Below are 22,677 nucleotides of genomic sequence, written 5' to 3'. Positions count from 1 at the left end.
CCCGGAGGAACCGGCGCGGCGTCGCGCCCTGCCGGAAGCGGCAGCCCCGGACGCCAAAAAGGCCGCCGGCGCCCGGGCAGCCGCCCGGCTCACGTATCCTGCCGCGGCGGCACCCCTTCGTCCTGGCCCGGACCGCCCGCCAGGGAGGCGCGCATCTCGGTATCGGCCTGGAGGTTGCGCAGGTTGTAGTAGTCGAACACGCCCAGGCGGCCCTGCCGGAAAGCCTCGGCGATGGCCAGGGGAATCTGGGCCTCGGCCTCGACCACCTTGGCCCGCATTTCCTGGACCCTGGCCCGCATCTCCTGCTCCGCGGCCACCGCCATGGCGCGGCGTTCCTCCGCCTTGGCCTGGGCGATGTTCTTGTCGGCCTCCGCCCGGTCCATCTGCAGCTGGGCGCCGATGTTGCGGCCCACGTCCACGTCGGCGATGTCGATGGACAGGATCTCGAAGGCCGTGCCTGCGTCCAGCCCCTTGTTGAGCACCACCCGGGAGATGGAATCCGGGTTCTCCAGCACCGCCTTGTGATCTTCCGCGGAGCCCACGGTGGTGACGATGCCCTCTCCCACCCGGGCGATGATGGTCTCCTCGCCGGCGCCGCCCACCAGCCGGTCGATGTTGGCCCTCACGGTGACCCGGGCCTTGACCCGCAGCTCGATGCCGTCCTTGGCCACGGCGGCCACCACGGGCGTCTCCACCACCCGCGGGTTGACGCTGACCTGCACCGCCTGCAGCACGTCACGCCCGGCCAGGTCGATGGCCGCGGCCCGCTCGAAGGTCAGCGGGATCTCCGCCCGCTGGGCGGCGATCAGGGCGTCGACCACCCGGTCCACGTTGCCGCCGGCCAGATAGTGGGCCTCCAGCTTGTCCAGGCTGACGTCGATGCCGGCCTTGTCCGCCTTGATCAGCGGGTTGATGATCCGGTGGGGTGGAACGCGGCGCAGCCGCATTCCGATCAGGGTGATGATGGGCACCCGCACCCCTGCCGCCAGGGCCGAGATCCAGAGCCCTACGGGAATGAAGCTGAACAGGACCGTCAGGCCCACCAGGATGAGGCCGATGCTCACCAGAAGAACCGGCCAGGAAAGATCCATGGTCGTCCCCTCCCCTTGCCTCGCCCTTGCCGCCGCCCGGCGGCTGGGTTCCTCGCACCGGCGGCCGTGGCCGCCGGTCTCCCGCCCTCACCGGCTGCCCGCTGCCGCTGGCCAGGCCCCCGGCCGGGGGCCGGCCCTAGGCGACGGCCCGGGTACCGGCGCAAAAGCTGCTTGCCCCGGGGCGCCCTGCCCGCCGCCAGAGCCTGCAGCGGCACCGCCCGGGATCGCGGCACCCTAGTCCCCATGGGACGCCTCTCCGGCCTCCGAGCCGGCAGCGGTGCTGCCACCGGAACCGGCGACGGGACCGGAACCGCCCGCGGCGCCAGGGGCCGCCTCCCCGGACCCCCCCTCCCCGGAACCCCCCGGACCGGTGTCGGGTCCGGCCGCCCGCACCACCACCCGGCGCCCTTCCACCCGGATCACCTCCACCCGCGTCCCGGCGGCCAGGTACTCCCCTTCCGTCACCACATCCACGCGCCGCCCGGCGATGGCCGCCGTCCCCGCCGGTCGCAGCGGGGTGAGGGCCGTTCCTGCCATCCCCACCAGCGCCGCGTCTTCCGCCGTGGCGCGAAAGCCCTCGGCCTCCCCCAGGCGGGTGGGCAGGGCCAGCCGGCGCCAGAGGCCCCTGCGGCCGGCCACCCGCGCCAGGACGACCAGCACACCGGTGGTCACGGCAAGGCCGATCAAAAGGGATTGCAACCCCCGCACGGGGTCCCCGGTCACCAGCACGATGGCCGCGCCCATGGCCAGCAGACCGGCCACCCCGAACACGCCGAAGCCCGGCACCAGCAGCTCCACCGCCAGCAGCAGCACGCCCACGAGGAAGAGCAGGAGGATTTCCCACCCGGCGATGCCGGCCAGCAGGTGGCCGCCGAAGAAAAGGGCCAGGCTCAACAGGCCCACGATGCCGGGGAAGCCGAAACCGGGGACGTAGAACTCGGCCACCAGGCCCGCCATGCCGAGGGAGAGCAGGATCGGCGCCACCACGGGATCGGTGACGAACCGGGCCACCCGCTCGGCCGCGGTGGGGACCAGTTCGTCCACGGGCAGGCCGCCCCACCCTGCAGCCTCCAGGGCGGCCTGGCGGCTTGCCGCCAATCCCTCGATGAAGCCGATCTCCCGCGCCCGCTCGCCGGTGAGGGTGAGGATGTGGCCACGCTCCACCAGGCCGGGGACGGCCACGTCCTTGTCCACCATGGCGGCGGCCACCTGGGGATCGCGGCCGCGGCTGCGGGCGGCGGCTTCGAATTCGGCGCGGACGTAGGAGACGGTCTTCTCGTCGGCGGGACGCGGCTCGGCGGCGCCCAGAGTGGCGTCGGGCGCCATGTAGAGGGAGGGAGCGGCGATGGCGATCAGCGCTCCGGCGGAGATGGCGCGGTCGGGAACCCAGGCGGCCACGGGCACCCCGGCCGCGGCGGCGGCGTTCACGGCATCGCGGATCTCGGTGGCCCCGTCCACCCGGCCGCCGAAGGTGCTGATCTCCAGCAGGACCGCCGCCCCGCTGCGGCGGGCTTGTTCCAGCCCCCGGCGGACAAAGCGGGCCAGGCCGGGTTCGATGTTGCCGCGCACGGGGATGACCAGCACCCGCTGGGGCGGGCCGCTGGCGGGCGGCGCCTGCTGGGCTGCCGCTGGCGGGCCGCCGCCCAGCCCGTGGGCCGCCAGGGCGGCCAGCAGGGCCAGCAGGCCGGCCACCCGCAAGAGGACCGTTCGGAACCGGTTCGGGTTCACCACCTGAGCCTGCCTCCCCCGGGCTCCCCCATGCGGTGCGACCGGCCGCGCCCTGCCGGCCCGGCGGGTGCCTGCCGGCGGGTCTGGGGCGTGGCGACCGGCACACCGCACCCAGCTAGTTCATCCGGCTCAGCAGCTCCCGCACGATCCGGCTGGCCTCGCTGCCCTCGGCCCGGCCGCGGATGCGGGGCATCAGCTGACCCATGACCTTGCCCATGTCCTGCGGCCCCCGGGCGCCCACCTGGGCGATGACCTCTTCCGCCAGCAGGGCGAGCTCGGCCTCGGTCAGCGGCTCGGGCAGGTAGGACGCCAGGACCTGGATCTCTTCCTCCATCTGCTCGACCAGGTCCTGCCGGCCGGCCCGGCGGTACTCCTCCAGGGCCTCCTGGCGCTGGCGCTTCTCCCGCGCCAGGACCTGCAGCACCTCGTCATCGCTGAGGGGATGTCCCCGCTCGATCTCCTCGTTCTTGATGGCAGCCCGGGCCATGCGAATGACCGAGAGGCGGGTCTTGCCCGCCTCCCGCGCCTTCATGGCCTCCTTCATGTCCTGTTCCAGGCGCTCCTTCAGGGACATGGGAAGACCTCCCCCGCCGTCCCGCCGCCCCGGGTGCCCGCCCCGGGCTCCTCACCGCGGCGTCGCCTCCCGAGGAACCGCCGGTCTTGCACCGGTCTTGGAAGACCCGACCGTCACGGCGCGATCGGGCCGTCACGGCGGTCCCGGGCGGAGCCTCCGGGCGCTGGGCGGCCCTAGCGGCTCCGCCGGCGGCGGCGGGCGGCATCGCTCTTCTTCTTCCTGCGGACGCTGGGCTTGTCGTAGTGCTCGCGCCGGCGCACCTCGCCGAGAATGCCGGCCTTGCGCAAAGCCTGGCGGAACCGGCGCAGGGCGTCGTCCAGGGTTTCGTTTTCCCGGCGCTTGATCTCGGCCACCCCGGATCCCTCCTTCCCAGCCACGACCTCCGGCCACCGGGGTGGCCGCAGGGAGCCATCAGCCGGGTGGCCACTGCAAGGTGCGACCGCCCAGCACGTGGTAGTGCACGTGGAAGACGGTCTGCAGGGCATCGCGCCCGGTGTTCACCACCACCCGGTACCCGCTCTCGGCCACGCCCACCCGGCGGGCCACCTCGGGGATCACCCGCTGCAGGTGCCCGAGCACGGGGACGTCGTCGTCCCCCGCCTCGTTCAGGGAGGCGATGTGCCGCTTGGGGATCACCAGGACGTGTTGCGGCGCCTGGGGGTTGATGTCCCGGAAGGCGAGGACGTGCTCGTCTTCGTAGACCTTGTCGGCGGGCAACTGCCCCTCGACGATCCGGCAGAACAGGCAATCCGCCACGGGCTTCACCTCCCTGTCCTTGCTCCCGCCGGCGGGATCAAAGCCAGTTTCGCCACACGGGGGCCCGGGTCCTTCAGCTGCCTGGCGGAGCCTCCCGGGCGCCCCCTGCCCCTCTCGCGGGGCACCTCATTCCCCGTCTCCATAGGTTGTCCGGAGGCGGGCTCGTTCACCATGCCGCTCCAGCGCCAGTTCGATGAGGCGGGTGATCAGGTCGCGATAGGGAAGGCCCGCCGCCTCCCACAGCTTGGGGTACATGCTCAGGACGGTGAAGCCGGGAATGGTGTTGATCTCGTTGACCAGCAGCCGTCCCGTGGCCCGCTCGAGGAAGAAGTCCACCCGGGCCAGGCCGGCGGCGTCGATGGCCTGGAAGGCCGCGATGGCCAGCCGCTGCATCTCCTCCACCACCCGGGGCGGAAGCGGGGCCGGTACGATGAGCTCCGATCCGCCCTCGGTGTACTTGGCCCGGTAGGTGTAGAACGCGTCCCGGGGCCGGATCTCGCCCGGCACCGAGGCCACGGGGTCGTCGTTGCCCAGCACGCTGATCTCCAGTTCCCGGGCGTCGACGCCCCGCTCGACCACCACCTTGCGGTCGTAGGCGAAGGCCTCGGCCAGGCCGGCCTCCAGGGCGACCCGGTCGGGACAGCGGGTGATGCCTACGCTGGACCCCAGGTTGGCGGGCTTGGTGAAGCAGGGGTAGCCCAGGGACTGCTCGATGGCGTCCAGCACCGCCGCCGGCTCCCGCCGCCAGCGGGCGGCCGTTACCACCAGGAAAGGCACCACGGGCAGGCCCCGAGCCCGGAAAAGCTCCTTCATGACCGCCTTGTCCATGCCGACGGCCGAGGCCATGACGCCGGCCCCCACGTAGGGGATGCCGGCCAGCTCCAGAAGCCCCTGGACGGTGCCGTCTTCGCCGAAGGTGCCGTGCAGCACGGGGAAGACCACGTCCAGCGGCTCGAGCCGGCGCCCCTGCACGGGCGCCCCGTCCTCCCCGGCCCCTCCGGCTGCGGACGAACCGGCTCCGCCGCCGGCCTCCAGCAGCAGCAGGCGGGAGCCCTGCGGGCCGGGCACCACAGCCAGGGGGATGCCGTCGCCGGGTTCGACCCCCCGCCCTGCCTTCAGCAGGCCCGGCGCATCGTGGGGCAGGATCCAGAGCCCCTCCCGGGTGATCCCGATGGGCACGGGCTCGAACCGCCGCCGGTCCATGGCCTCGAAGACGGACCGGGCCGACATCAGGGAGACCTCGTGCTCCCCCGACCGGCCGCCGAACAGGATGCCCACCCGCAGCCGGCGCGGCCCGGGTGCGGCCCCCGGGCCCGCCGCGGCCGGTCCGGTGGTCCTTCCGCCGTCCTGGCGACGCGGGGCCGGTGCGGGCCCGCCGCCCTGGGGGGCCGCCGCGTGTTCTTGCATGATTTCCCCGCCTTTCCGCAGCCTGCCGCGGCCGCACGGTGTCCGGCAGAGGCGCCTCCGGCCGGAAGGCTTCCGGGCGGCACCAACGGTACGGGGCCAGCCGGGCACCGCGGCCTGTCGCCGGCCCTGCGGCTTCTCGCCCGATGGTATCGATTCAATGGTATCTATGCAGCAAAGGGCCGGCCATCGCCTGCCGGGGTCCCACCCTGGAGACCGTCGCGGCCTTCGCCGACCCGTCCCTCGGCGGCCCGGCGGGCCTAACCCAGATCACCCAGCACGTGCAGCACCAGGCCGGCCACCAGGACCCCCGCCGTCTCGGTGCGCAGGATGCGGGGCCCCAGGGTGACCACCCGGGCGCCGGCCCGCCGGGCGGCCTCGACCTCCCCGGCGTCCCAACCGCCCTCCGGCCCCACCAGGATCAGCACCCGCCGGCCGGCGGCCGGGCGTCCCCAGGCAGCGGCGGCGGCCTCGAGCTCCTCCCGCAGGCCCCGGGCCTCCTCTTCCTCCCAGGGCATGAGGATCAGGTCCCATGCCTCCCCCCGGGAGAGCAGCCCGTCCAGAGAACAGGGCGGTTCGACCTGCGGCACGGCGGAGCGCTGGGACTGGCGGGCCGCTTCCCGGGCGATGCGCTGCCAGCGCTGGACCCGCTGGGCGGCGCCTGCCTCCCCGGGGCGGCTCACCGAGCGGGCGGCCAGGACGGGCACGAAGCGGGCGACCCCCACCTCCGTGCCGTGCCGGATCACCTCTTCCATTTTGGGTCCCTTGGGCAGGCCCTGTCCCAGGGTGACGGCGACGGGCGGCTCGCTGGAGGGCAGCTCTTCCCGGGCCTCCAGCTGGGGCGGGGAGCCCGGCGCCAGCCGGCCCAGCCACCGCCGGCCGGCGGGCGTGACGGCCACCACGGGATCGCCGGGACGGCGGCGCAGGACGCGCAGCAGGTGGTGGGCGTCGTCGGCAGCCAGAGGCGCCGCGGCACCAGGGGCCAGCTCGCGGTCGACAAAGACGTGGGGGACGAACATGCCCTTTCCTTCCGCCTTCCCGCTCCTACTGCGCCCCGGAGGGCGAACCGGCCGGCGTCCCGGCAATCTTTTCTGGCGCCGTGGCGCCGGGCCGCCGCAGCCGCCAGGCCTCCCAGCCCTCGGCCCGGCGCCGCTCCTCCAGCTGCCAGCCGCGGTCGTGGCAGCGTTCTTCCAGGACGGCCGTGCCGGCCGCGCCCTCCAGCAGCCCCGAAAGGATGATGGTGCCGCCCGGCCGGGTCAGGGCGTCCAGGTCGGCCACCATTCCGGACAGCACCTCGGCGGTGATGTTGGCCACGGTCAAGGCGGCGGGCAGGTGGCCGGCCCACCCGGCGGGTGGCACCTGGCGAAGGCCCGCCGGCGTCGCGCAAGCCAGGCCGATCCGCTCCGCGACCCCGTTGGCCGCGGCGTTCTCCCCGGCCACCCGCACGGCCACCGGGTCGATGTCGATGGCCAGCACCCGGGGGGCACCCAGCCGGGCGGCGGCGATGGCCAGGATGCCCGACCCCGTGCCCACGTCCAGCACGGTACCCCCGAGGGAGGCGGGCTCCGGGCCTGCGACCGGCGCGCCGGCACCACCCGCGCCGTGGGGCGGGGCCGCCGGACCGGCGGGGGCTTCCGAGCTCCCCTCTCCCCCCGGCGGTACCAGCACCTCCTCCAAAAGCTCCAGGGCCAGGCGGGTGGAGGCATGCTGCCCCGTGCCGAAAGCCGTCCCCGGATCCAGCACCAGGGGCAGCCGGGGACCCGGGTCCACCTGATCCCGCAGCCAGCCGGGGACCACCAGGAGGTGCCGGCCCACGGGCAAAGGCTTGAAGTAGGCCTTCCAGGCCTCCGCCCATTCGGCCTCGTCCCGGGCCCGCACCGCCGGCGCCCAGGGACCGACGGCCGGGAAGACCTGCCGCACCCGCCGCCACCGCTCCCCCAGCTGCCGGTACCGCTCCTCGAAGCCCTCCTCGGGCAGGTAGGCCCGCAGGCGCACGGCACCGTCGCGATCCTCCCAGACCAGGCCGGAGCCCGCGATCTCCACCAGGGCAGCGGCGGCGGCCTCGGCCGCCTGGGCGGGTACGTCGATCACCATCTCCAGCCAGCGCACCGGCAACCCCCCGTCCGGTCCTGCCTACAGGTTGAAGGCGTCCCGCATGCGCTGGAACAGGCCGCGTTCGTCCGATACGGTCTCGCCCCGCAGCCGGGCCAGTTCCAGCAAGAGCTCCCGCTCCCGGTCGGAAAGCCGCCGGGGGATCTCCACCCGCACCCGGACCAGCTGGTCGCCCCGGCCGCTCCCCCTCAGCCGCGGCATGCCCTTGCCCTTGAGCCGGATCACCTCGCCGGGCTGGGTGCCCGGCGGCACCAGCAGCTCCTCCTCGCCGTCCAGGGTGGGGACCCGCAGCCGGGCGCCCAGGGCGGCCTGCGCCATGCCGACGGCCACCTCGGCCACGATGTCGTCGCCCTCCCGCCGAAAGACGGGATGGGGCTTGATGCGGATGCGCACGTACAGGTCGCCCGGCGGGCCGCCGCGGCGCCCGGGCTGCCCCTGGCCCCGCAGGCGCAGGCGCATGCCGTCGTCGACCCCGGCCGGGATGTCGATCTCCAGGGTGCGGCGCTGGGGCACCTCGCCCCGGCCGCCGCAGGCCCGGCACGCCGCCGCCGCCAGCCGCCCCGCCCCCCCGCAGCGCGGGCAGGTCTGGACGGTGACGAACTGGCCGAAGGGCGTGGTCCGAGCCGTACGCACCTGCCCGCTGCCGCCGCACTGGGGGCAGCTCACCAGCCGGCCGCCCTCGGCGCCCGTACCGCGGCAGGCGGCACATTCCTCCGGCCGCTCGACCCGGATCTCCCGGCGGCCGCCGCGGGCGGCCTCTTCCAGGGTGAGTTCCAGCTCCATCTCCAGGTCGGCACCCCGCGCGGGGCCGCCCCGCCGCGCCGACCGCCCGCCGCCGAAGACCGCGTCGAACAGGTCGCCGAGGCCGAAGTTGCCGAAGCCGTCAAAGTCGCCGAAGCCGCCGAAGGGACCGAAGCCGCCGCCCGGGCCGCCGGCGGTGCCGAAGCCGCCGGCGCCGCCCGGCCAGCCGCCGGCGCCGCCCGGCCAGCCGCCGGCCGCCGGCCCCTCGGCGGTACCGAAGCGGTCGTAGGCCGCTCGCTTCTCGGGGTCGCCCAGGACCTGGTACGCCTCGTTGATCTCCTTGAACCGGCGCTCTGCCTCGGGGTCGCCGGGGTTGGCGTCCGGGTGGTAGCGGCGGGCCAGCCGCCGGTAGGCCTTTTTGATCTCTTCCTGGGAGGCGTCCCGGGACACGCCCAGGATCGCGTAGTAGTCCTTTGCCACGCCGCACCTCCTCCCTCACCGGGCAGGCGCCCGGGCCGGTGCCCCGGCCGGCCGGGCGGCCGAACCGCCCCTACCCCAGCCCGGCCCCCGGCCGGCTCCATGGTCCGGGGCGAGAACCGGCTGCAGCGACCCCCGGCGGCTGCTCAGTCGCCACCGGTACCGGTCCGCTCGTCGTCCCTGGACCGGAAGCCCGTGTCGTACACGTCGCCCGCCGCGCCGGTGCCACCGGCCGCCTGTCCGGGCGAGCCGCCCCCGTCGTTGCCGGCCGTGGCGCCGCCGCCGGCCGCGGCCGCCTGCTGCTCGTAGATGCGCCGGCCCACCTCCAGCACCGCCTCGGAGAGCTCCTCCGCCCGGCGCCGGATGGTGCTGAGGTCGTCGCCCTGGGCGACCTCTTCCAGCGCCTTGATGCGCTCCTCGATGCGCTGCTTGAGGGCCTCGTCCAGCTTGCCCTCGTTGTCCTTGAGGGTCTTGCGCGCCTGGTAGATCAGGCTGTCCGCCTGGTTGCGCGCCTCGATCAGCTCCTTGCGCCGGCGGTCCTCCTCGGCGTGCTGCTCGGCCTCCTTGATCATCCGCTGGATCTCTTCCTCGGACAGCCCGCCCTGGGACTTGATGGTGATCTTCTGCTCGCGCCCGGTGCCCAGGTCCTTGGCGCGCACGTGGACGATGCCGTTGACGTCGATGTCGAAGGTGACCTCGATCTGCGGCACGCCCCGGGGCGCCGGCGGGATCCCGTCCAGGATGAACCGGCCCAGGGTCTTGTTGTCGCGGGCCAGCGGGCGCTCGCCCTGGACCACGTGGATCTCCACCTGGGTCTGCCCGTCGGCGGCGGTGGAGAAGATCTTGGACTTGGACGTGGGGATGGCCGTGTTGCGCGGGATCATGGGCTCCACCACGCCGCCCAGGACCTCCACGCCCAGGGTCAGGGGCGTGACGTCGACCAGCACCAGGTCCTTGACCTCGCCGGCCAGCACCCCCGCCTGGATGGCGGCCCCCATGGCCACCACCTCATCGGGGTTGACCCCCTTGTGGGGCTCCTTCCCGAAGAACTCCCGGATGGCCCGCTGCACCGCGGGGATGCGGGTGGAGCCGCCCACCAGGATGATCTTGTCGATGTCCCCGGGCTTCAGGCCGGCGTCCTCCAGGGCCCGGCGCGTCGGCCCCATGGTGGCCTCCACCAGGTCGGCCGTCAGCTCCTCGAACTTGGCCCGGGTCAGGGTCATGTCCAGGTGCTTGGGGCCGCTGGCGTCGGCCGTGATGAAGGGCAGGTTGATGTTGGTGCTCAGGGTCGACGACAGCTCGATCTTGGCCTTCTCCGCCGCCTCCTTGAGCCGCTGCAGCGCCATGCGGTCCTGGCGCAGGTCGATGCCGTGCTCCTTCTTGAACTCCTCGGCCAGCCAGTCGATGATCCGCTGGTCGAAGTCGTCCCCGCCCAGGTGGTTGTTGCCGCTGGTGGCCCGGACCTCGAAGACGCCGTCCCCCAGTTCCAGGATGGACACGTCGAAGGTGCCGCCGCCCAGGTCGAAGACCAGGATCTTCTGGTCTTCTTCCTTGTCCAGGCCGTAGGCCAGGGCGGCCGCCGTGGGCTCGTTGATGATGCGCAGCACCTCGAGGCCGGCGATGCGGCCGGCGTTCTTGGTCGCCTGGCGCTGGGCGTCGTTGAAGTAGGCCGGAACGGTGATCACCGCCTGGGTGACCGGCTCGCCCAGGTAGGCCTCGGCGTCCTGCTTGAGCTTGCGCAGGATCATGGCCGAGATCTCCTCGGGGGAGTAGAGCTTGCCGTCCACCTCCACCCGGGCGTCCCCGTTGGGCCCTTCCACCACCTTGTACGGCACCCGCCCGGCCTCGTCCCGCACCTCGGCGAAGCGCCGCCCCATGAAGCGCTTGATGGAGAAGATGGTCCGCTCGGGGTTGGTGACGGCCTGCCGCTTGGCCACCTGGCCCACCAGCAGCTCGCCGCCCTTGGACCAACCCACCACGGAAGGAGTCAGGCGGCTCCCCTCGGCGTTGGTGATCACCGTGGGCTCGCCGCCCTCCAGCACCGCCACCACGGAGTTGGTGGTGCCCAGGTCGATGCCCACCACCTTGCCCATGTCGCGTCGCCTCCTCCAGCACTCAACCTGCGGCCGGTGCGCCGGCTCCGGTTCATCCGGACGAACCGGCCGTCCCCTCGCCCGGGGCGGCCTCCGGCGGCGCCACGGCCACCTTCACCATGGCCGGGCGCAGCGTTCGTCCCCGGTACAGGTAGCCCTTCTGGAACACTTCGATGACGGTCCCGTCGGGATGCTCGGCCGTTTCCTCCCGCGCCACCGCCTCGTGCCGGTAGGGGTCGAAGGGCTGCCCCTGGGCCGCGATGGGTTCCACCCCGGCCTGGCGCAGCACCTCGAGGAACTGCCGGTGGACCATGGCGACCCCCTGCACCACCGGGTGGTCGTCCTCGCCGGCGGCCGCCAGGGCCCGCTCCAGGTTGTCGACCACCGGCAGCAGCGCGCGGGCCAGCTCGGCCTCCGCCTCCTGCCGCCACCGGGACTGCTCTTCCATCATGCGCCGGCGGTAGTTGGTGAAATCGGCCTGCAGCCGGCGCAGCTGATCCAGGGTCTCCTGGGCCTGCCGCCGGGCCGCCTCGGCCTCCGCCCGGGCGGCAGCGGCCTCGGCCCGCGCCGCCTCGGCTTCCGCCCGGGCCTGATCCAGCTGGCGCCGCGCATCGGCCAGGGCCGCCTGGGCCGCACCCAGGTCCCCTGCCGGTTCGTCCCCGGAGCCGGGGCCGGATTCACCGGACCCTTCCGGCACCGCGCCCCCTGGAGTATTCGTCACCGCCTCACCCGTCACGATGGGCCCTGCCTCCTTCCCAGCGCCCCGCACCCGTCCCGGCTCCCGGACAAAAAAGCCCCGCCACCGGCTGGCAGGGACAAGCTTTCCCGTCCGGCGGCGGGCCCGGTCACCGAACCGACCGCTCGAGGGCTTCGGTCAGCAGCTGGGCCAGCAGCTCCATCAAGCTGGTGATCCGGGGGTAGTGCATCCGCTTGGGGCCGAGCACGGCAATGCGACCGGCCACCTCGCCACCAAGACGGTACGTGGCGCTGACCACGCTGCAGTCGTACAGATCGGGGTACGGGTTCTCGTGTCCGATGGTGATGACCAGCTCGTCGTTCCCCTGCCGGCCCAGCAGGTCCCGAACCAGCTCCTGCCGCTCCACCAGACCCAGCACGGCCTGGGCCCGCTCCAGGTCCTGGAACTCCGGCTGGCGGAACAGGCGGCGCGTGCCCATGACGAAGACCGGGTGGTCGTCGTCCGAGGCCGAAGGCCGCAAGGCCTCCAGCGCCACCTCCAGCAGCGCCCCGCAGGCCGCCAGCTCGTCGTAGAGCTCCCGCAGCACCGTGTGCCCCACCCGGTCCAGGGTCAGGCCGGCCAGGCGCCGGGTCAGGGCCGCCGAGATGCGCTGCAGGTCCGCCTCGCTGGCGGGTTCGGGCAGCTCCACCAGCCGCTGCTGGACCAGCCCCTCGTCGGTCACCAGGACCAGCACCGCGCGCCGCTCGCTGAGGGGGAGCACCTGCAGGTGCCGGAAGGTCACGGGCTCCACCCGCGGAGCCTCCACCAGGGCCAGGCAGTCCGTGGCCTCGCTGAGGACCTGGGCCGTCTGCCGCAGCAGGCGGCCCACCTGGTCGACCCGCTCGGCGTAAAGCCGGCGCAGGCGTTCGACCAGCTCCGGCGGCGGGACCACGGCCTCCATCAGCATGTCGACGAAGAAGCGGTACCCGCGGTCCGACGGGATGCGCCCGGCCGAGGTGTGGGGTTGCTCGAGGAAACCCATCTCCTCCAGATCCGCCATCTCGTTGCGGATGGTGGCCGGGCTCACCCCCAGCCCGTACTTGCGGGCCAGGGTCCGGGAGCCCACGGGTTCCGCCGTGTCGACGTAGTCTTCCACCACCGCTTTGAGGACCTGCTGCTTGCGCCGGTCCATGGTGATTCCCCCCTCGGCTCCGGACCCCGCTTCCCCACCGGGTACCTGCACCTGCCGCAAGCCGGCGGACCCGGGACCCTTCCAGCCCGGGGCTTGCCGGGGCCAAAAGGGCGGCAGGCTGCAGGCCGGCAGCCGTGGCCGGTACGGCCCAGCACCCATGGCCGGACCGGCGACCTCGACCCGGGCCGCCCGGTGGGCCCTCTCCGGAGACCGAGTCGACGCCCGCTGCCGGAGCCGGCTGCCGCCTGCCCGGCGGTCTCACGGACCCGGAGCCGGCGCCCGGATGCGGGCCGGTTAGCACTCAATATCAGAGAGTGCTAATGATCCTCTTAACAAGGTAGCACCGGCGGCGCCGGCCGTCAACGGGACGGGTCCGCGCCGACGAACTCGGCCAGCACGCTGTTGGCCACGGGCACCGCTTGAAGGCTGAGGCGCAGGTACCCTGCCTCCCGCAGGAGCCAGCCCCCGGCCAGCAGCCGGGCCACCGCCTCCGGGAAGGCTTCCGCCGGGGTCAGGCCGAACCGCCGGGCGAAGCGAGCCTCCTCAACCCCCTCGGCCAGGCGCAGGCCCAGGATCATGGTCTCCTCCATCGCCTGGCGCCGGCCGACGGGTTCTCGCAGGTCCACGGCCGGCTCGCCTTGCTCCAGGCTGGCGGCGTAGGCCAGGGGGTGCAGCCGGTTGCGCCGCCGCTCCCCCTGCCAGCAAGACCAGGCGCCGGGCCCCGCCCCCAGGTAGGAGCCGTTCAGCCAGTAGACCCGGTTGTGGACCGACTCCCGCCCGGGCCGGGCGAAGTTCGAGATCTCGTACCGGACGAACCCGGCCGCGCCTAGCACCTCGTACGCCCGGTCGAACATGGCCCGCTCCGCGTCCTCCCCCGGCAGGTCCAGAAGGCCGGCCTCCCACCGGCGGTGGAAGGGCGTGCCCGGGTGCAGCTCCAGGCCGTAGCAGGAGACGTGCTCGGGCTCCAGCGCCACCACGGCCCGGAGGGATTCCTCCCACTGGGCCAGGGTTTGCCCGGGCAGGCCGAAGATCAAGTCGACGTTCACGTTGTCGAACCCGGCCCGGCGCACCCGCTCGTACGTGGCCTGAAAATCCGCCCAGGTATGGTCCCGGCCGATGGCCTGGAGCAGCTCGTCCTGCACCGCCTGCAGCCCCAGGCTCAGCCGGGTGACCCCGCCCCCGCGCAGGGCCCGCAACCGGCCTTCGTCCAGCGTGCCGGGATTGCACTCCACGGTGATCTCCGCCCCGGGGGCCAGGGCGAAGCGGCGGTGCACCGCCTCCAGCAGCCGCTCCAGTTCGGCGGGCTCCAGGAGGGACGGCGTGCCGCCGCCTACGAAGACCGAGACCAGGGGCCGGGTCAGGCCGGGATCGGCCGCCAGCAGGTCGAGTTCCCGCTCCAGGGCGGCCAGGTAGCGGCGCTTGCCTTCGGGGTCGAGCAGGTAGGTGTTGAAATCGCAGTAGTAGCACCGCTGGCGGCAGTAGGGGACGTGGATGTAGAGGGCGGGTCCGGCATCCCAATCGGGCCAGGTCCCGGCCCCGGGCGGGTCCGGATCCAGGCGGGCGGCCGCGGGGGCCGGGGTCCCGGCGCCAGCACCGGCCCCGCGCCGGGCCTCACCGGCCGGCGGGGACGGGCTGCGGGCCGGGTTCGTCCGGATGCCGGGGGCGGTGGACCCGCCAGGGCCTGAAGGGCCGCCCCCCGCAGGCGAGCCGCCGGTCCCCGCCGCCGGCCCTTGGCTCACGCCTGGCACCGGCCCTGCGGACCCGGCCGGCGCCCCGACCTTGTCGCCGGCGGCGACCGGCCGCATCACCTGCCCCCGCCTCCCCGGGGCTCGTCCACCCGCAGCACGGCCATGAAGGCCTCCTGGGGGATCTCCACCCGGCCCACCTGCTTCATGCGCTTCTTGCCTTCCTTCTGCTTCTCCAAAAGTTTCCGCTTCCGGGTCACGTCACCGCCGTAGCACTTGGCCAGCACGTTCTTCTTCAGGGCGCGGATGGTCTCCCGGGCGATGACCCGCGAACCCACCGCCGCCTGGATGGGTACCTCGAAGAGCTGGCGCGGGATCAGCTCCTTGAGCCGCTCCACCAGGGCGCGGCCGCGGGCGTAGGCCTTGTCCCGGTGGACGATGACCGACAGGGCGTCCACCAGTTCCCCCGCCACCAGCACGTCCAGCCGCACCAGGTCCGACTCCCGGTACCCCTCCAGCTGGTAGTCCAGGGTGGCGTAGCCCTTGGAGCGCGATTTCATCTGGTCGAAGAAGTCGTACATGATCTCCGCCAGGGGCATGAGGTACTCCAGGCGGACCCGCCGCGGGTCCAGGTATTCCATGTTGACGAACTCGCCCCGGCGCTCCTGGCAGAGCTCCATGATGGAGCCCACGTAGTCCTTCGGCGTGAAGATGGAGGCCCGCACGTAGGGCTCCAGGAACGCCTCGATCCGGTCGCGGGGCGGCAGGTCGGCCGGGTTCTGGATCTCGACCTCGCTCCCGTCCCGCAGGCGGATCCGGTAGACCACGCTGGGCGCGGTGGTGATCAGGTCCAGGTCGTACTCGCGCTCCAGGCGCTCCTGGACGATCTCCATGTGCAGCAGGCCGAGGAACCCGCAGCGGAAGCCGAAGCCCAGGGCCTCGGAGGTCTCCGGCTCGAACACCAGTGCCGCGTCGTTGAGGTGCAGTTTCTCCAGCGCTTCCCGCAGCCGGTCGTAATCGCCGGGGTCCACGGGGTAGAGGCCCGTGAAGACCATGGGCTTGGCGGGCTGGTAGCCGGGCAGGGGCTCCGCCGCCGGGCGGTCGACCAGGGTGATGGTGTCGCCCACGCGGCAGTCCCGCACGTTCTTGATGCCCGCGGCGACGAAGCCCACCTCCCCGGCGGCCAGCTCGTCCACGGGAACCAGCATGGGCCGAAAGGTGCCCAGCTGGTCGACTTCAAACTCCGTGCCCGTGGCCATCAGGCGGATGCGGTCGCCGGGGCGCAACCGGCCGTCCCGCACCCGGACGTAGGCGATGACGCCGCGGTAGGGGTCGTAGTGGCTGTCGAAGACCAGGGCCCGCAGGGGCGCCTCGGGATCGCCGGCCGGGGGCGGGATTCGCCGGACCACCGCCTCCAGCAAGGCTTCCACGCCGGTGCCTTCCTTGGCGGACACCAGGAGGACCTCGCCGGGATCGAAGCCCAGGTCGGCCAGCTGCTGGCGCACCTCGTCAGGCCGGGCCGCGGGCAGGTCGATCTTGTTGATCACCGGGATCAGCACCAGGCCGGCGTCCAGCGCCAGGTAGAGGTTGGCGACCGTCTGGGCCTCCACCCCCTGGGTGGCGTCGACCAGCAGGATGGCGCCCTCGCAGGCCGCCAGGGCGCGGGAGACCTCGTAGCTGAAGTCCACATGGCCCGGCGTGTCGATCAGGTGCAGGGTGTATTCCTGGCCGTCGGCGGCGCGGTAGAACATGCGGACCGCCTGGGCCTTGATGGTGATGCCCCGCTCCCGCTCCAGGTCCAGCATGTCCAGCACCTGGTCCCGGCGCTCCCGCTCGCTGATGGTGCCGGTTTGCTCCAGCAACCGGTCGGCCAGGGTGGACTTGCCGTGATCGATATGGGCGATGATGCAGAAGTTGCGGATCCGGGCCTGGAGGCCCCCTCCGGCAGCCTGGTTCATCCTGCACCGAGACCTCGCCGTTTGCGGAATCGGAATGGCGCGCAATGCCCGGGCCGTTCACCGGGCCCCGGACGCCCGGTCCCGGGCGCCCACCTTGACCCGGGCCCGGCACCCCGCCGCCTGCTCAGGCCGGCGGGATTCCCAGAGCCTGGGCAATCGCCGACCACAGCATCTCGTCACCCACGGCCCCGTCCAGGGCCACCCGGTCGTTGACCACCGTCTTGGGTACGGCCCAGACCTGGTACTGGCGCGCCAGCTGCGGGAACGAGCTGGCCTCCACCGCCTCGGCGATCACCCGGGGGCTGGCCAGGGCCAGTTGCATGGCGGAGCGCACGGCCCGCGGGCAATGGGGTCAGGTGGGGGTGAAGAACACCCGCAGGTGGACCGTTTCCTCAGCCTGTTCCAGGAGGGCGAGGCGGTGGGCGTCCAGCACCCCGTCCGCCGCGGAGGAACCCGCCCCGGGGCCGCCCTCCGCCGGGCCCTGGGTCTCCGCGGCTCCGCCCGAAGCCGCGGCCTCGCCGCCCGGCTCGCCCCGGCCCTCGGTGCCCGTGCCGCCCCGGTCCTCGCCGCCCGGGCCGCCGAGCGCCGCCCCATGGCCGTCCCCGCGGCCTGCTTCCACCAGCGCCTCCAGCAGGGTGGCGAACTCGTAGCCCATGGGCGGCCCCACGAAGCGGATGCGGCCGCCGGCCCGCCCGTGGATCACCAGGGTGGGGGTGCGCTCCACGCCCAGGTGGCGAGCCCGCTCGCTCTCCCGGTCGAGGTCGCGCACGACAAGCGCCAGCCGGGGGCTGAGGGCACAGACCTCTTTCAGCAGCTGCACCGTCTCCTCGCAGCGCGGGCACTCCCGGCCGGGGATGATCAGGCGGGTATCGCGGACGAACAGTTCAAGCTCCACGGGAGCGTCGACCGCCGCCAGCCGCTCGGCCACCGCCCGCCTCTGGGACTCGGCGAGGATCGCCACGGGCCCATCGCCTCCTCACGCCGGCGGCAGTTCCCGGCCGCCCCCGGCCGGGAACTGCCGCTACCGTTGAGGATACCGGCGAGGGCCCGCCGTCACAAGCCCGGCCACCCCCGGCCCGGAGGCACCGCCCGGCGGGCCCGGGTCCCCCGGAACCGCCCGCATCCCGCGGCCCGGCCCGCCCGGGGCTCCACCCGGACCCGCCGCGACCCGCCGGACCGGGCCCCCGGAGCCGGACCTCAGCGGGGCGGCGCCACCCCCGGCGGGCACTGAAAGGGACGGTCCGCCTGGGGCACCTTGCCCGCTTCGATGACCGCCGCCAGCGCCTCGGCGAACATCCGGGCGCTGCGGTCCGCTTCCTCGGGCGTGTTGCCGTAGCCGCCGATCTCCACCAGCACCGCACCGGGCCGGACATGCTGGTTGTAGCGGTTGTCCGACAACAGCACGCCCTTGACCAGGCCGGGGTAGCGGGCGTTGAGCTCCGCCACGATCCACTGCACGAAGCAGAAGTTCTTCTTCCAGTGGGGGTGCTCCAACCGGCGGTCGGTCCCCACGACGAAGAGGATGCCGGCGGCCGGCCGCCCGCCCACCTTCACCAGGGTCGAATCCCGCGGGATCCCGTCGCGGTGGACGTCCAGCACCACGTCGACCGTGGGATAGCGGTCCAAAAGGCCGGGTTCCTCCTTGCTGCCGGCCAGGGCCGCCAGGGAACGCTGGTAATTGCCGATGCGCGTCACCCGCTGGCCGTCCCGGTCGAACACCTGGCGCAGGTGGACCGCGCCGATGCCGTGCTCCTCCAGCACCTGCTGGATCACCGCCCCGGCCCCCACCACGCTGGCCCCGGGGTCGCTGGTAAACGCCTCCACCGCCGGGTCGAACCCGGCCCCCGCCGGTACGGCGCCCACGTACGCCTCGCTGGTGTGGGTGTGGTAGATCAGCACCCGCGGCCGGTCGCCGGTGACTGCCACCTCCCCGCCGTCCTGGGCCGGCGCCGGCGGGCGGAAGCGGGGCAGGCCGCCGGCCAGCACGTCGGGGGGCGCCAGCCGGCCGACCACCGGCCCGCCCTCTTCCTCGAAGAGTTCCAGATGGTGCTCTCCGGGGAACTGGGCGGCCACCAGGGTAAGGGGCTCGTCCAGCCGGACGCCGCTGGCCTTCTCGACCAGCAGGTAAGCCAAGCGGCGGCCCAGCTGGCCGGCGTCGCCCGCACCCGCGCCGGCATCCCCCGCGCCCTCGCCTTCACCGGCGGGCGAACCCGGCCACACCGCACGCAGGACGGCGCGCCAGCCCCACAGGCGCTCGCCCAGGGCCTGCCAGAGATCGGGCTCCTCCCCGCTGCCGCCCGCGGCCGGGGCACCGGAATCGCCCCCGCCGGAGGCCTCGCCGCCCGCAGCACCAGGGCCGGCGCCGTCCCCACCACCGGGAGCAGCACCACCTGCAGCACCGAGTGCAGTATCGTCTGCGCCACCGGCCAGAGGGCCGTCCTCCTGCCCTGGTTGGGGGGCCCGGCCGCCGCCGCTCAGGGCCGGAACGGCCGGTTCCTCCAGATCCTGGCCCGGACGGGCTGGTGCGGTGAAGGCACCGCCACCCGCCAGCCGGGCGGGTGCCTCCGCCCGGTCCCAGGGCAACCCTCCCCCCAGCCCGGCCAGGAAGAGGAACACCGCGACCACCAGACCGGCGTAGGTGGCCACCAGGGACCAGGCGTCGGGACGCCCGCCGCCGCCTTGCGGCCGGGCGCCGTCCTTCCTGGCGGGCCCCGGCCTGCCGGGCGGTCCCCCGGGTCCCGAGTCGTCCCGGGCGCCGCCATCGCCGGAGGAACCGGCACCCGTTTCCTCCTGCGCCCCGGGCGGGCCGCCGCGCGGGCCTGCGGCGTCCGGCGCCCCGGGGTCCCGGGTGCCGGCAGCACCGGTTCGCCGGGAAGCATCTTCCCCCCTCGTCGAGACCGCCCGCACCCCGCCGGCCGGGACCGGCCGGGCCGCTCGCTCCCCGGGCCGGCGCGTCCCGGCCGCCGCCGGGTGCATCCCCGGCCGGCCGGATCCCGGCGGCACGCCGGGACCCGTCGCCGCGCCGGGTTCTGCCGCGGCGACGGCCTCTCGGGCCCCGGTCCGGGACGGGACGGCAGGCCGGGAACGATCGGGCACCACCGCGCCAGGGGACGGGCGGCGGCGCCCGCCAGCCGGCCGGCCCAGAGCCGGAGGCACGGGAGCCGGGGCGAGAGGGCCTGTCCCATCGCCGGGCTGCAGCCCCGGCGGGGGCGCGGCCCGGCTCGCGCTCCCTCCCGCGGCCTCACCGGGCGGTGGGACGGCGTCGTCACCCGCGGCACGCCCTGCCTCCCGGTCACCTCCCACTGCCGGGCCGCCGCCCGCCCCCCGGGCCGTGCTGGGCCCGCCGCCGGCCGGCGGGGCGTACCCGCCGGAGGCACGCTCCAGGGCCGGCCCGCCGGCCGGTTCGTCCCGGTGGGAGGCTCGGGCCCGGTCCGGCTGGGACCGGCCCGCGGTGGGCGGGAGCGACGGGTCGCCGAAAGGCCGGGCGGCCGGTGCAGGCGCGCCGGGTGTGCCGTGACCCGGAGGCCGGTTTACGGACATGGCTGTCCCTCCATTCGCCTCCGCTGCACACCTATGCGCCAGGTCAGGTGGTCATGCCGGGGGCCGGCCGCAGGGCACGGGCCCGAGGGCCTCAGCCCCGCCAGGTACCGGGACGGGGTCCGCCTCCGGGTCGAGACAGCGGAGAAAGCCGGAGCAGAGAAGGGCGTGGAGCGGGGCGAGAAAGAGCGGGGAGCCGAGCGTTCAGCCTATGGCGACAACTTGCGGAAGGCCGGCGTGGCCTTGCGCGGAGAGCCGGGCGTGCAGGGCACGGGGTGGCGGAGAGGGCAGGGTGCAGGCAGTGAGCGGAGAACGCCGGTCCCGGCGCACGGCAGGGCGGGCTCCCGCCGGAGCCCGCACCCGCAGCCGGCCCAGGCCACGGGCCTGGCGTGCAGCCGGAACCGGTGGATCCCCCACCGCTCCCCCTTCACCTGAGTTCCGTCGGGACGAAGGCGTCGATGATGCCGATGATCAGCGAGGCCAGCAGCGCGCCCAGAATGGAGACGCTCATGCCGGGCACGATGAACTGCACCGCGTAGATCACCACCGCGGCAGTCAAGAAGCCGACCAGGCCCCGGGCCTGCGGGGAGATGTTCTTCCCCAGGAGCGCCTCGACGAGCCAGCCGATGGCGGCGATGGCCACCGCTGCCAGCAGGGCGTTGACGAAGCCCATGATCCGGAACCCGGGCACCAGGAAACCCACCAGCAAGAGGACGATGGCGGAGACGATGAAGCGAATGATGGCCCCAATCACCACCAGGGTCACTCCTTCCAGGCGCTAGCTCCTTCACCGGCTGTAGGCTAACCCTCCGGGAGAGCCGCTATTCCCCGCCGGCAGGAAGAGCTGGTGCCGGGAGGTGACGTCCCCTTGCTACGCCCGGCCCCGTGGATTAACATGAAAGTCTGGCACGGAGGTGAAGACGGTGCCCAACACCCGTTCGGCGCGCAAGCGGGTCCGGATTGCGGAGCGCAACCGCCTGCGCAACAAGATGTACAAGACCCGGATCAAGACGGCCATCCGGCGCCTCGAGGAAGCCCTCTCCGGAGGCGATGACGACGCCATCAGGGCGGCCCTGCGGCGGGCCCTGAGCGCCATCGACCGGGCGGCGGTGCGGGGTGCGATCCACCGCAACACCGCAGCGCGCAAGAAGTCTCGCCTGATGCAGCGGCTGAAGAAGCTCGGGCGCGCTTCCTGAAAGCGTGCCCCGCAGCCGGGAGCCGGCTTATCGCCTGCTGCCGGCGCCGTCGTGCTGCCGGTACGCTGCTGCCGCGGCCTGCTCTCTGGGGCTGCGCCCATGCTGCTGGTGCATGCGGGTGCGGGGCTGCCTTTTTGCTGCTGGTGCTGCAGGCCGCCGGGCAACGGCCTGATCGCTAGAACTGGTTGGTACTACGGCCGCTTCTGTCGGGAAGCGGCTTCTTTTTTGGCATAGGGTTTCGGGGTTCCCGTGGGCTCGGGTTCCGCCACCTGCAGCCCGGCCAGAAACCAGACCAGGCGCTCCAGGCCGATGCGGGCCGGCCACCGTCCCTGCTTGATGCCCACATCGGCCTCCAGAACCGCTTCCAGGGCCGCCATCGCCCGGTCCGGCGCCAGCTGGCGGGACTGCTGCCAGGCCTTGCGCGCCACGAAGGGGTGAAGTTGCAACCACGCTTGCAGGTCGGCCACATCGCCCCCTTGCCGGCGGAGGCTGGCCGCATAGGCCAGGATGCGGTACTGCCGGGCGATCAGGGCCAGCAGGCGCAGGGGCGGCTCGCTGGCGTCCAGCAACCGCCCCACCAGTTCCATGGCCTGCCGGCGCCGCCCGGCCACGATGGCATCAACCAGCTCGAACACCCCGGCCGTCGCCACCGCCACCCCCACCTGGCGCAGGTCGGCAGCCGTGATCCGCCGGCGGTCGCCCACGTAGGTTGCGACCTTGGCCAGCTCGCTGGCCAGCCGCCGCAGGTCGGGTTCGCCCGATTCCACCAGCCAGGCCACCGCCTCCGGGTCGAGCTCCTTTCCCCAGGCGGCCGCCTGCCGGGCCAGCCACTGCCCGAGGGCCTCGTCCCGCAGGGGCTGGCAGGCCACCGCCCAGCCTCGCTGCCGCAGGCGCCGGACGGCGGCGCGCCGGCCGTCCAGATCCGGAGGATGGCTGATGACCAGTACGGCGCTGGGCGACGGGTCGTCCAGGTAGGCCAGCAGCGCCCCTTCGGCGGGGTCGGCGCTCCGGCCCGTTCCGGCGGACGAACCGGACCCCGCGCCGCCCGCCTCCGGTTGGTCCGCACCGCCTTGCGATCCCGCGGCGCCGGCGTGCCCGCCGGCGTCCCCACCGGTGGTCCGGCCGCCTCCGCCTTGCGCACTGCCCCCCGTCCCGCGACCGCTGCTGGCGGCAGCACCCCGCGGGGCCAGCCAGGCTGCCTCCCGGACCACCACCAGCCGCCGTTCCGCCAGGAACGGGACCGTCCGGGCCTGTTCCACCGCTTGCGCCGGCGCGGCCGACCGGCCGTCCAGCTGGGTGAGGTTCAGCACATCGCCGTCGGGCAGCAACGTCCTGCGCAACGCCTGGATGATGGCGTCGTGCCAGTAGGTCTCCGGGCCGTGCAGCACGTAGACCGGCTGGATCTGGCCCTGCTCAATGGCGGCCAGCACGGTGGCGGCAGGTTGCGACTCCAAGGG

At 73.9% G+C, this 22,677-nt stretch carries 19 protein-coding genes; 1 reads left to right on the top strand and 18 read right to left on the bottom strand.

Annotation, left to right across the window (positions count from 1 at the left end; all coding sequences use genetic code 11):
• Positions 1–89: 89 nt before the first annotated feature.
• From floA to THESUDRAFT_RS01580, 17 genes are all read right to left on the bottom strand, one after another.
• On the bottom strand, positions 90–1,091 hold the full coding sequence (gene floA, locus THESUDRAFT_RS01660) for a flotillin-like protein FloA (RefSeq protein WP_006902962.1): 1,002 nt from the start codon (positions 1,089–1,091) through the stop codon (positions 90–92).
• A gap of 234 nt (positions 1,092–1,325) precedes the next feature.
• Entirely contained in the window at positions 1,326–2,822 is a 1,497-nt protein-coding gene (locus THESUDRAFT_RS01655) for an NfeD family protein (protein WP_006902961.1), read from the bottom strand.
• Between the two features lie 112 nt (positions 2,823–2,934).
• Positions 2,935–3,393: a GatB/YqeY domain-containing protein gene (locus THESUDRAFT_RS01650; protein ID WP_006902960.1), complete on the bottom strand. Its 459-nt coding sequence runs from the start codon at positions 3,391–3,393 to the stop codon at positions 2,935–2,937.
• Positions 3,394–3,566: 173 nt separating this feature from the next.
• A complete protein-coding gene (rpsU, locus tag THESUDRAFT_RS01645) occupies positions 3,567–3,746 on the bottom strand; it encodes a 30S ribosomal protein S21 (RefSeq protein WP_006902959.1) in 180 nt (59 codons plus the stop codon).
• A gap of 58 nt (positions 3,747–3,804) precedes the next feature.
• Complete coding sequence (locus THESUDRAFT_RS01640) at positions 3,805–4,149, bottom strand: histidine triad nucleotide-binding protein (protein ID WP_006902958.1); 345 nt, start codon at positions 4,147–4,149, stop codon at positions 3,805–3,807.
• 126 nt (positions 4,150–4,275) lie between these two features.
• Entirely contained in the window at positions 4,276–5,556 is a 1,281-nt protein-coding gene (locus THESUDRAFT_RS01635; protein ID WP_006902957.1) for a D-alanine--D-alanine ligase family protein, read from the bottom strand.
• Between the two features lie 257 nt (positions 5,557–5,813).
• Positions 5,814–6,572, bottom strand: coding sequence for an RsmE family RNA methyltransferase (locus THESUDRAFT_RS01630; protein ID WP_006902956.1), 759 nt, complete (start codon positions 6,570–6,572; stop codon positions 5,814–5,816).
• 25 nt (positions 6,573–6,597) lie between these two features.
• The gene (locus THESUDRAFT_RS01625) at positions 6,598–7,662 is read right to left on the bottom strand and encodes a 50S ribosomal protein L11 methyltransferase (RefSeq protein WP_006902955.1); all 1,065 of its coding nucleotides are present in this window, start codon (positions 7,660–7,662) and stop codon (positions 6,598–6,600) included.
• A 24-nt stretch (positions 7,663–7,686) separates the two neighbouring features.
• The gene (gene dnaJ, locus THESUDRAFT_RS01620; protein ID WP_006902954.1) at positions 7,687–8,886 is read right to left on the bottom strand and encodes a molecular chaperone DnaJ; all 1,200 of its coding nucleotides are present in this window, start codon (positions 8,884–8,886) and stop codon (positions 7,687–7,689) included.
• A 143-nt stretch (positions 8,887–9,029) separates the two neighbouring features.
• On the bottom strand, positions 9,030–10,976 hold the full coding sequence (dnaK, locus tag THESUDRAFT_RS01615) for a molecular chaperone DnaK (protein WP_006902953.1): 1,947 nt from the start codon (positions 10,974–10,976) through the stop codon (positions 9,030–9,032).
• Between the two features lie 52 nt (positions 10,977–11,028).
• The gene (grpE, locus tag THESUDRAFT_RS01610) at positions 11,029–11,712 is read right to left on the bottom strand and encodes a nucleotide exchange factor GrpE (RefSeq protein WP_006902952.1); all 684 of its coding nucleotides are present in this window, start codon (positions 11,710–11,712) and stop codon (positions 11,029–11,031) included.
• A 109-nt stretch (positions 11,713–11,821) separates the two neighbouring features.
• On the bottom strand, positions 11,822–12,844 hold the full coding sequence (hrcA, locus tag THESUDRAFT_RS01605; RefSeq protein ID WP_006902951.1) for a heat-inducible transcriptional repressor HrcA: 1,023 nt from the start codon (positions 12,842–12,844) through the stop codon (positions 11,822–11,824).
• Positions 12,845–13,203: 359 nt separating this feature from the next.
• Positions 13,204–14,649 (bottom strand): radical SAM family heme chaperone HemW, encoded by a 1,446-nt coding sequence (gene hemW, locus THESUDRAFT_RS01600; RefSeq protein ID WP_242823327.1) that lies wholly within the window; start codon positions 14,647–14,649, stop codon positions 13,204–13,206.
• Positions 14,649–16,487: a translation elongation factor 4 gene (gene lepA, locus THESUDRAFT_RS01595; RefSeq protein ID WP_006902949.1), complete on the bottom strand. Its 1,839-nt coding sequence runs from the start codon at positions 16,485–16,487 to the stop codon at positions 14,649–14,651. The genes hemW and lepA overlap by 1 nt, the downstream gene beginning before the upstream one ends.
• A 124-nt stretch (positions 16,488–16,611) precedes the next feature.
• Entirely contained in the window at positions 16,612–17,448 is an 837-nt protein-coding gene (locus THESUDRAFT_RS01590; protein WP_083855305.1) for a thioredoxin family protein, read from the bottom strand.
• A gap of 236 nt (positions 17,449–17,684) precedes the next feature.
• On the bottom strand, positions 17,685–19,490 hold the full coding sequence (spoIIP, locus tag THESUDRAFT_RS14835; protein ID WP_156821672.1) for a stage II sporulation protein P: 1,806 nt from the start codon (positions 19,488–19,490) through the stop codon (positions 17,685–17,687).
• A gap of 961 nt (positions 19,491–20,451) precedes the next feature.
• Positions 20,452–20,781, bottom strand: coding sequence for a phage holin family protein (locus THESUDRAFT_RS01580; RefSeq protein WP_006902945.1), 330 nt, complete (start codon positions 20,779–20,781; stop codon positions 20,452–20,454).
• Between the two features lie 166 nt (positions 20,782–20,947).
• Here THESUDRAFT_RS01580 and rpsT point away from each other — a divergent pair, with 166 nt between their 5' ends.
• A complete protein-coding gene (gene rpsT, locus THESUDRAFT_RS01575) occupies positions 20,948–21,220 on the top strand; it encodes a 30S ribosomal protein S20 (RefSeq protein WP_006902944.1) in 273 nt (90 codons plus the stop codon).
• 191 nt (positions 21,221–21,411) lie between these two features.
• Here rpsT and holA read toward each other — a convergent pair whose 3' ends face one another.
• Entirely contained in the window at positions 21,412–22,674 is a 1,263-nt protein-coding gene (holA, locus tag THESUDRAFT_RS01570; protein ID WP_006902943.1) for a DNA polymerase III subunit delta, read from the bottom strand.
• Positions 22,675–22,677: the final 3 nt, after the last annotated feature.

Source organism: Thermaerobacter subterraneus DSM 13965 (assembly GCF_000183545.2).
Lineage (GTDB): Bacteria > Bacillota > Sulfobacillia > Thermaerobacterales > Thermaerobacteraceae > Thermaerobacter > Thermaerobacter subterraneus.
This window is presented reverse-complemented; position numbering and strand designations above follow the sequence as displayed.

What these genes read in the sequence shown, in the direction of transcription:
- THESUDRAFT_RS01630 (WP_006902956.1), bottom strand. Translation starts at nt 6,572, where the DNA reads ATGTTCGTCCCCCACGTCTTTGTCGACCGCGAGCTGGCCCCTGGTGCC.
- lepA (WP_006902949.1), bottom strand. Translation starts at nt 16,487, where the DNA reads ATGAACCAGGCTGCCGGAGGGGGCCTCCAGGCCCGGATCCGCAACTTC.
- floA (WP_006902962.1), bottom strand. Translation starts at nt 1,091, where the DNA reads ATGGATCTTTCCTGGCCGGTTCTTCTGGTGAGCATCGGCCTCATCCTG.
- hrcA (WP_006902951.1), bottom strand. Translation starts at nt 12,844, where the DNA reads ATGGACCGGCGCAAGCAGCAGGTCCTCAAAGCGGTGGTGGAAGACTAC.
- dnaK (WP_006902953.1), bottom strand. Translation starts at nt 10,976, where the DNA reads ATGGGCAAGGTGGTGGGCATCGACCTGGGCACCACCAACTCCGTGGTG.
- THESUDRAFT_RS01650 (WP_006902960.1), bottom strand. Translation starts at nt 3,393, where the DNA reads ATGTCCCTGAAGGAGCGCCTGGAACAGGACATGAAGGAGGCCATGAAG.
- THESUDRAFT_RS01635 (WP_006902957.1), bottom strand. Translation starts at nt 5,556, where the DNA reads ATGCAAGAACACGCGGCGGCCCCCCAGGGCGGCGGGCCCGCACCGGCC.
- hemW (WP_242823327.1), bottom strand. Translation starts at nt 14,649, where the DNA reads ATGCGGCCGGTCGCCGCCGGCGACAAGGTCGGGGCGCCGGCCGGGTCC.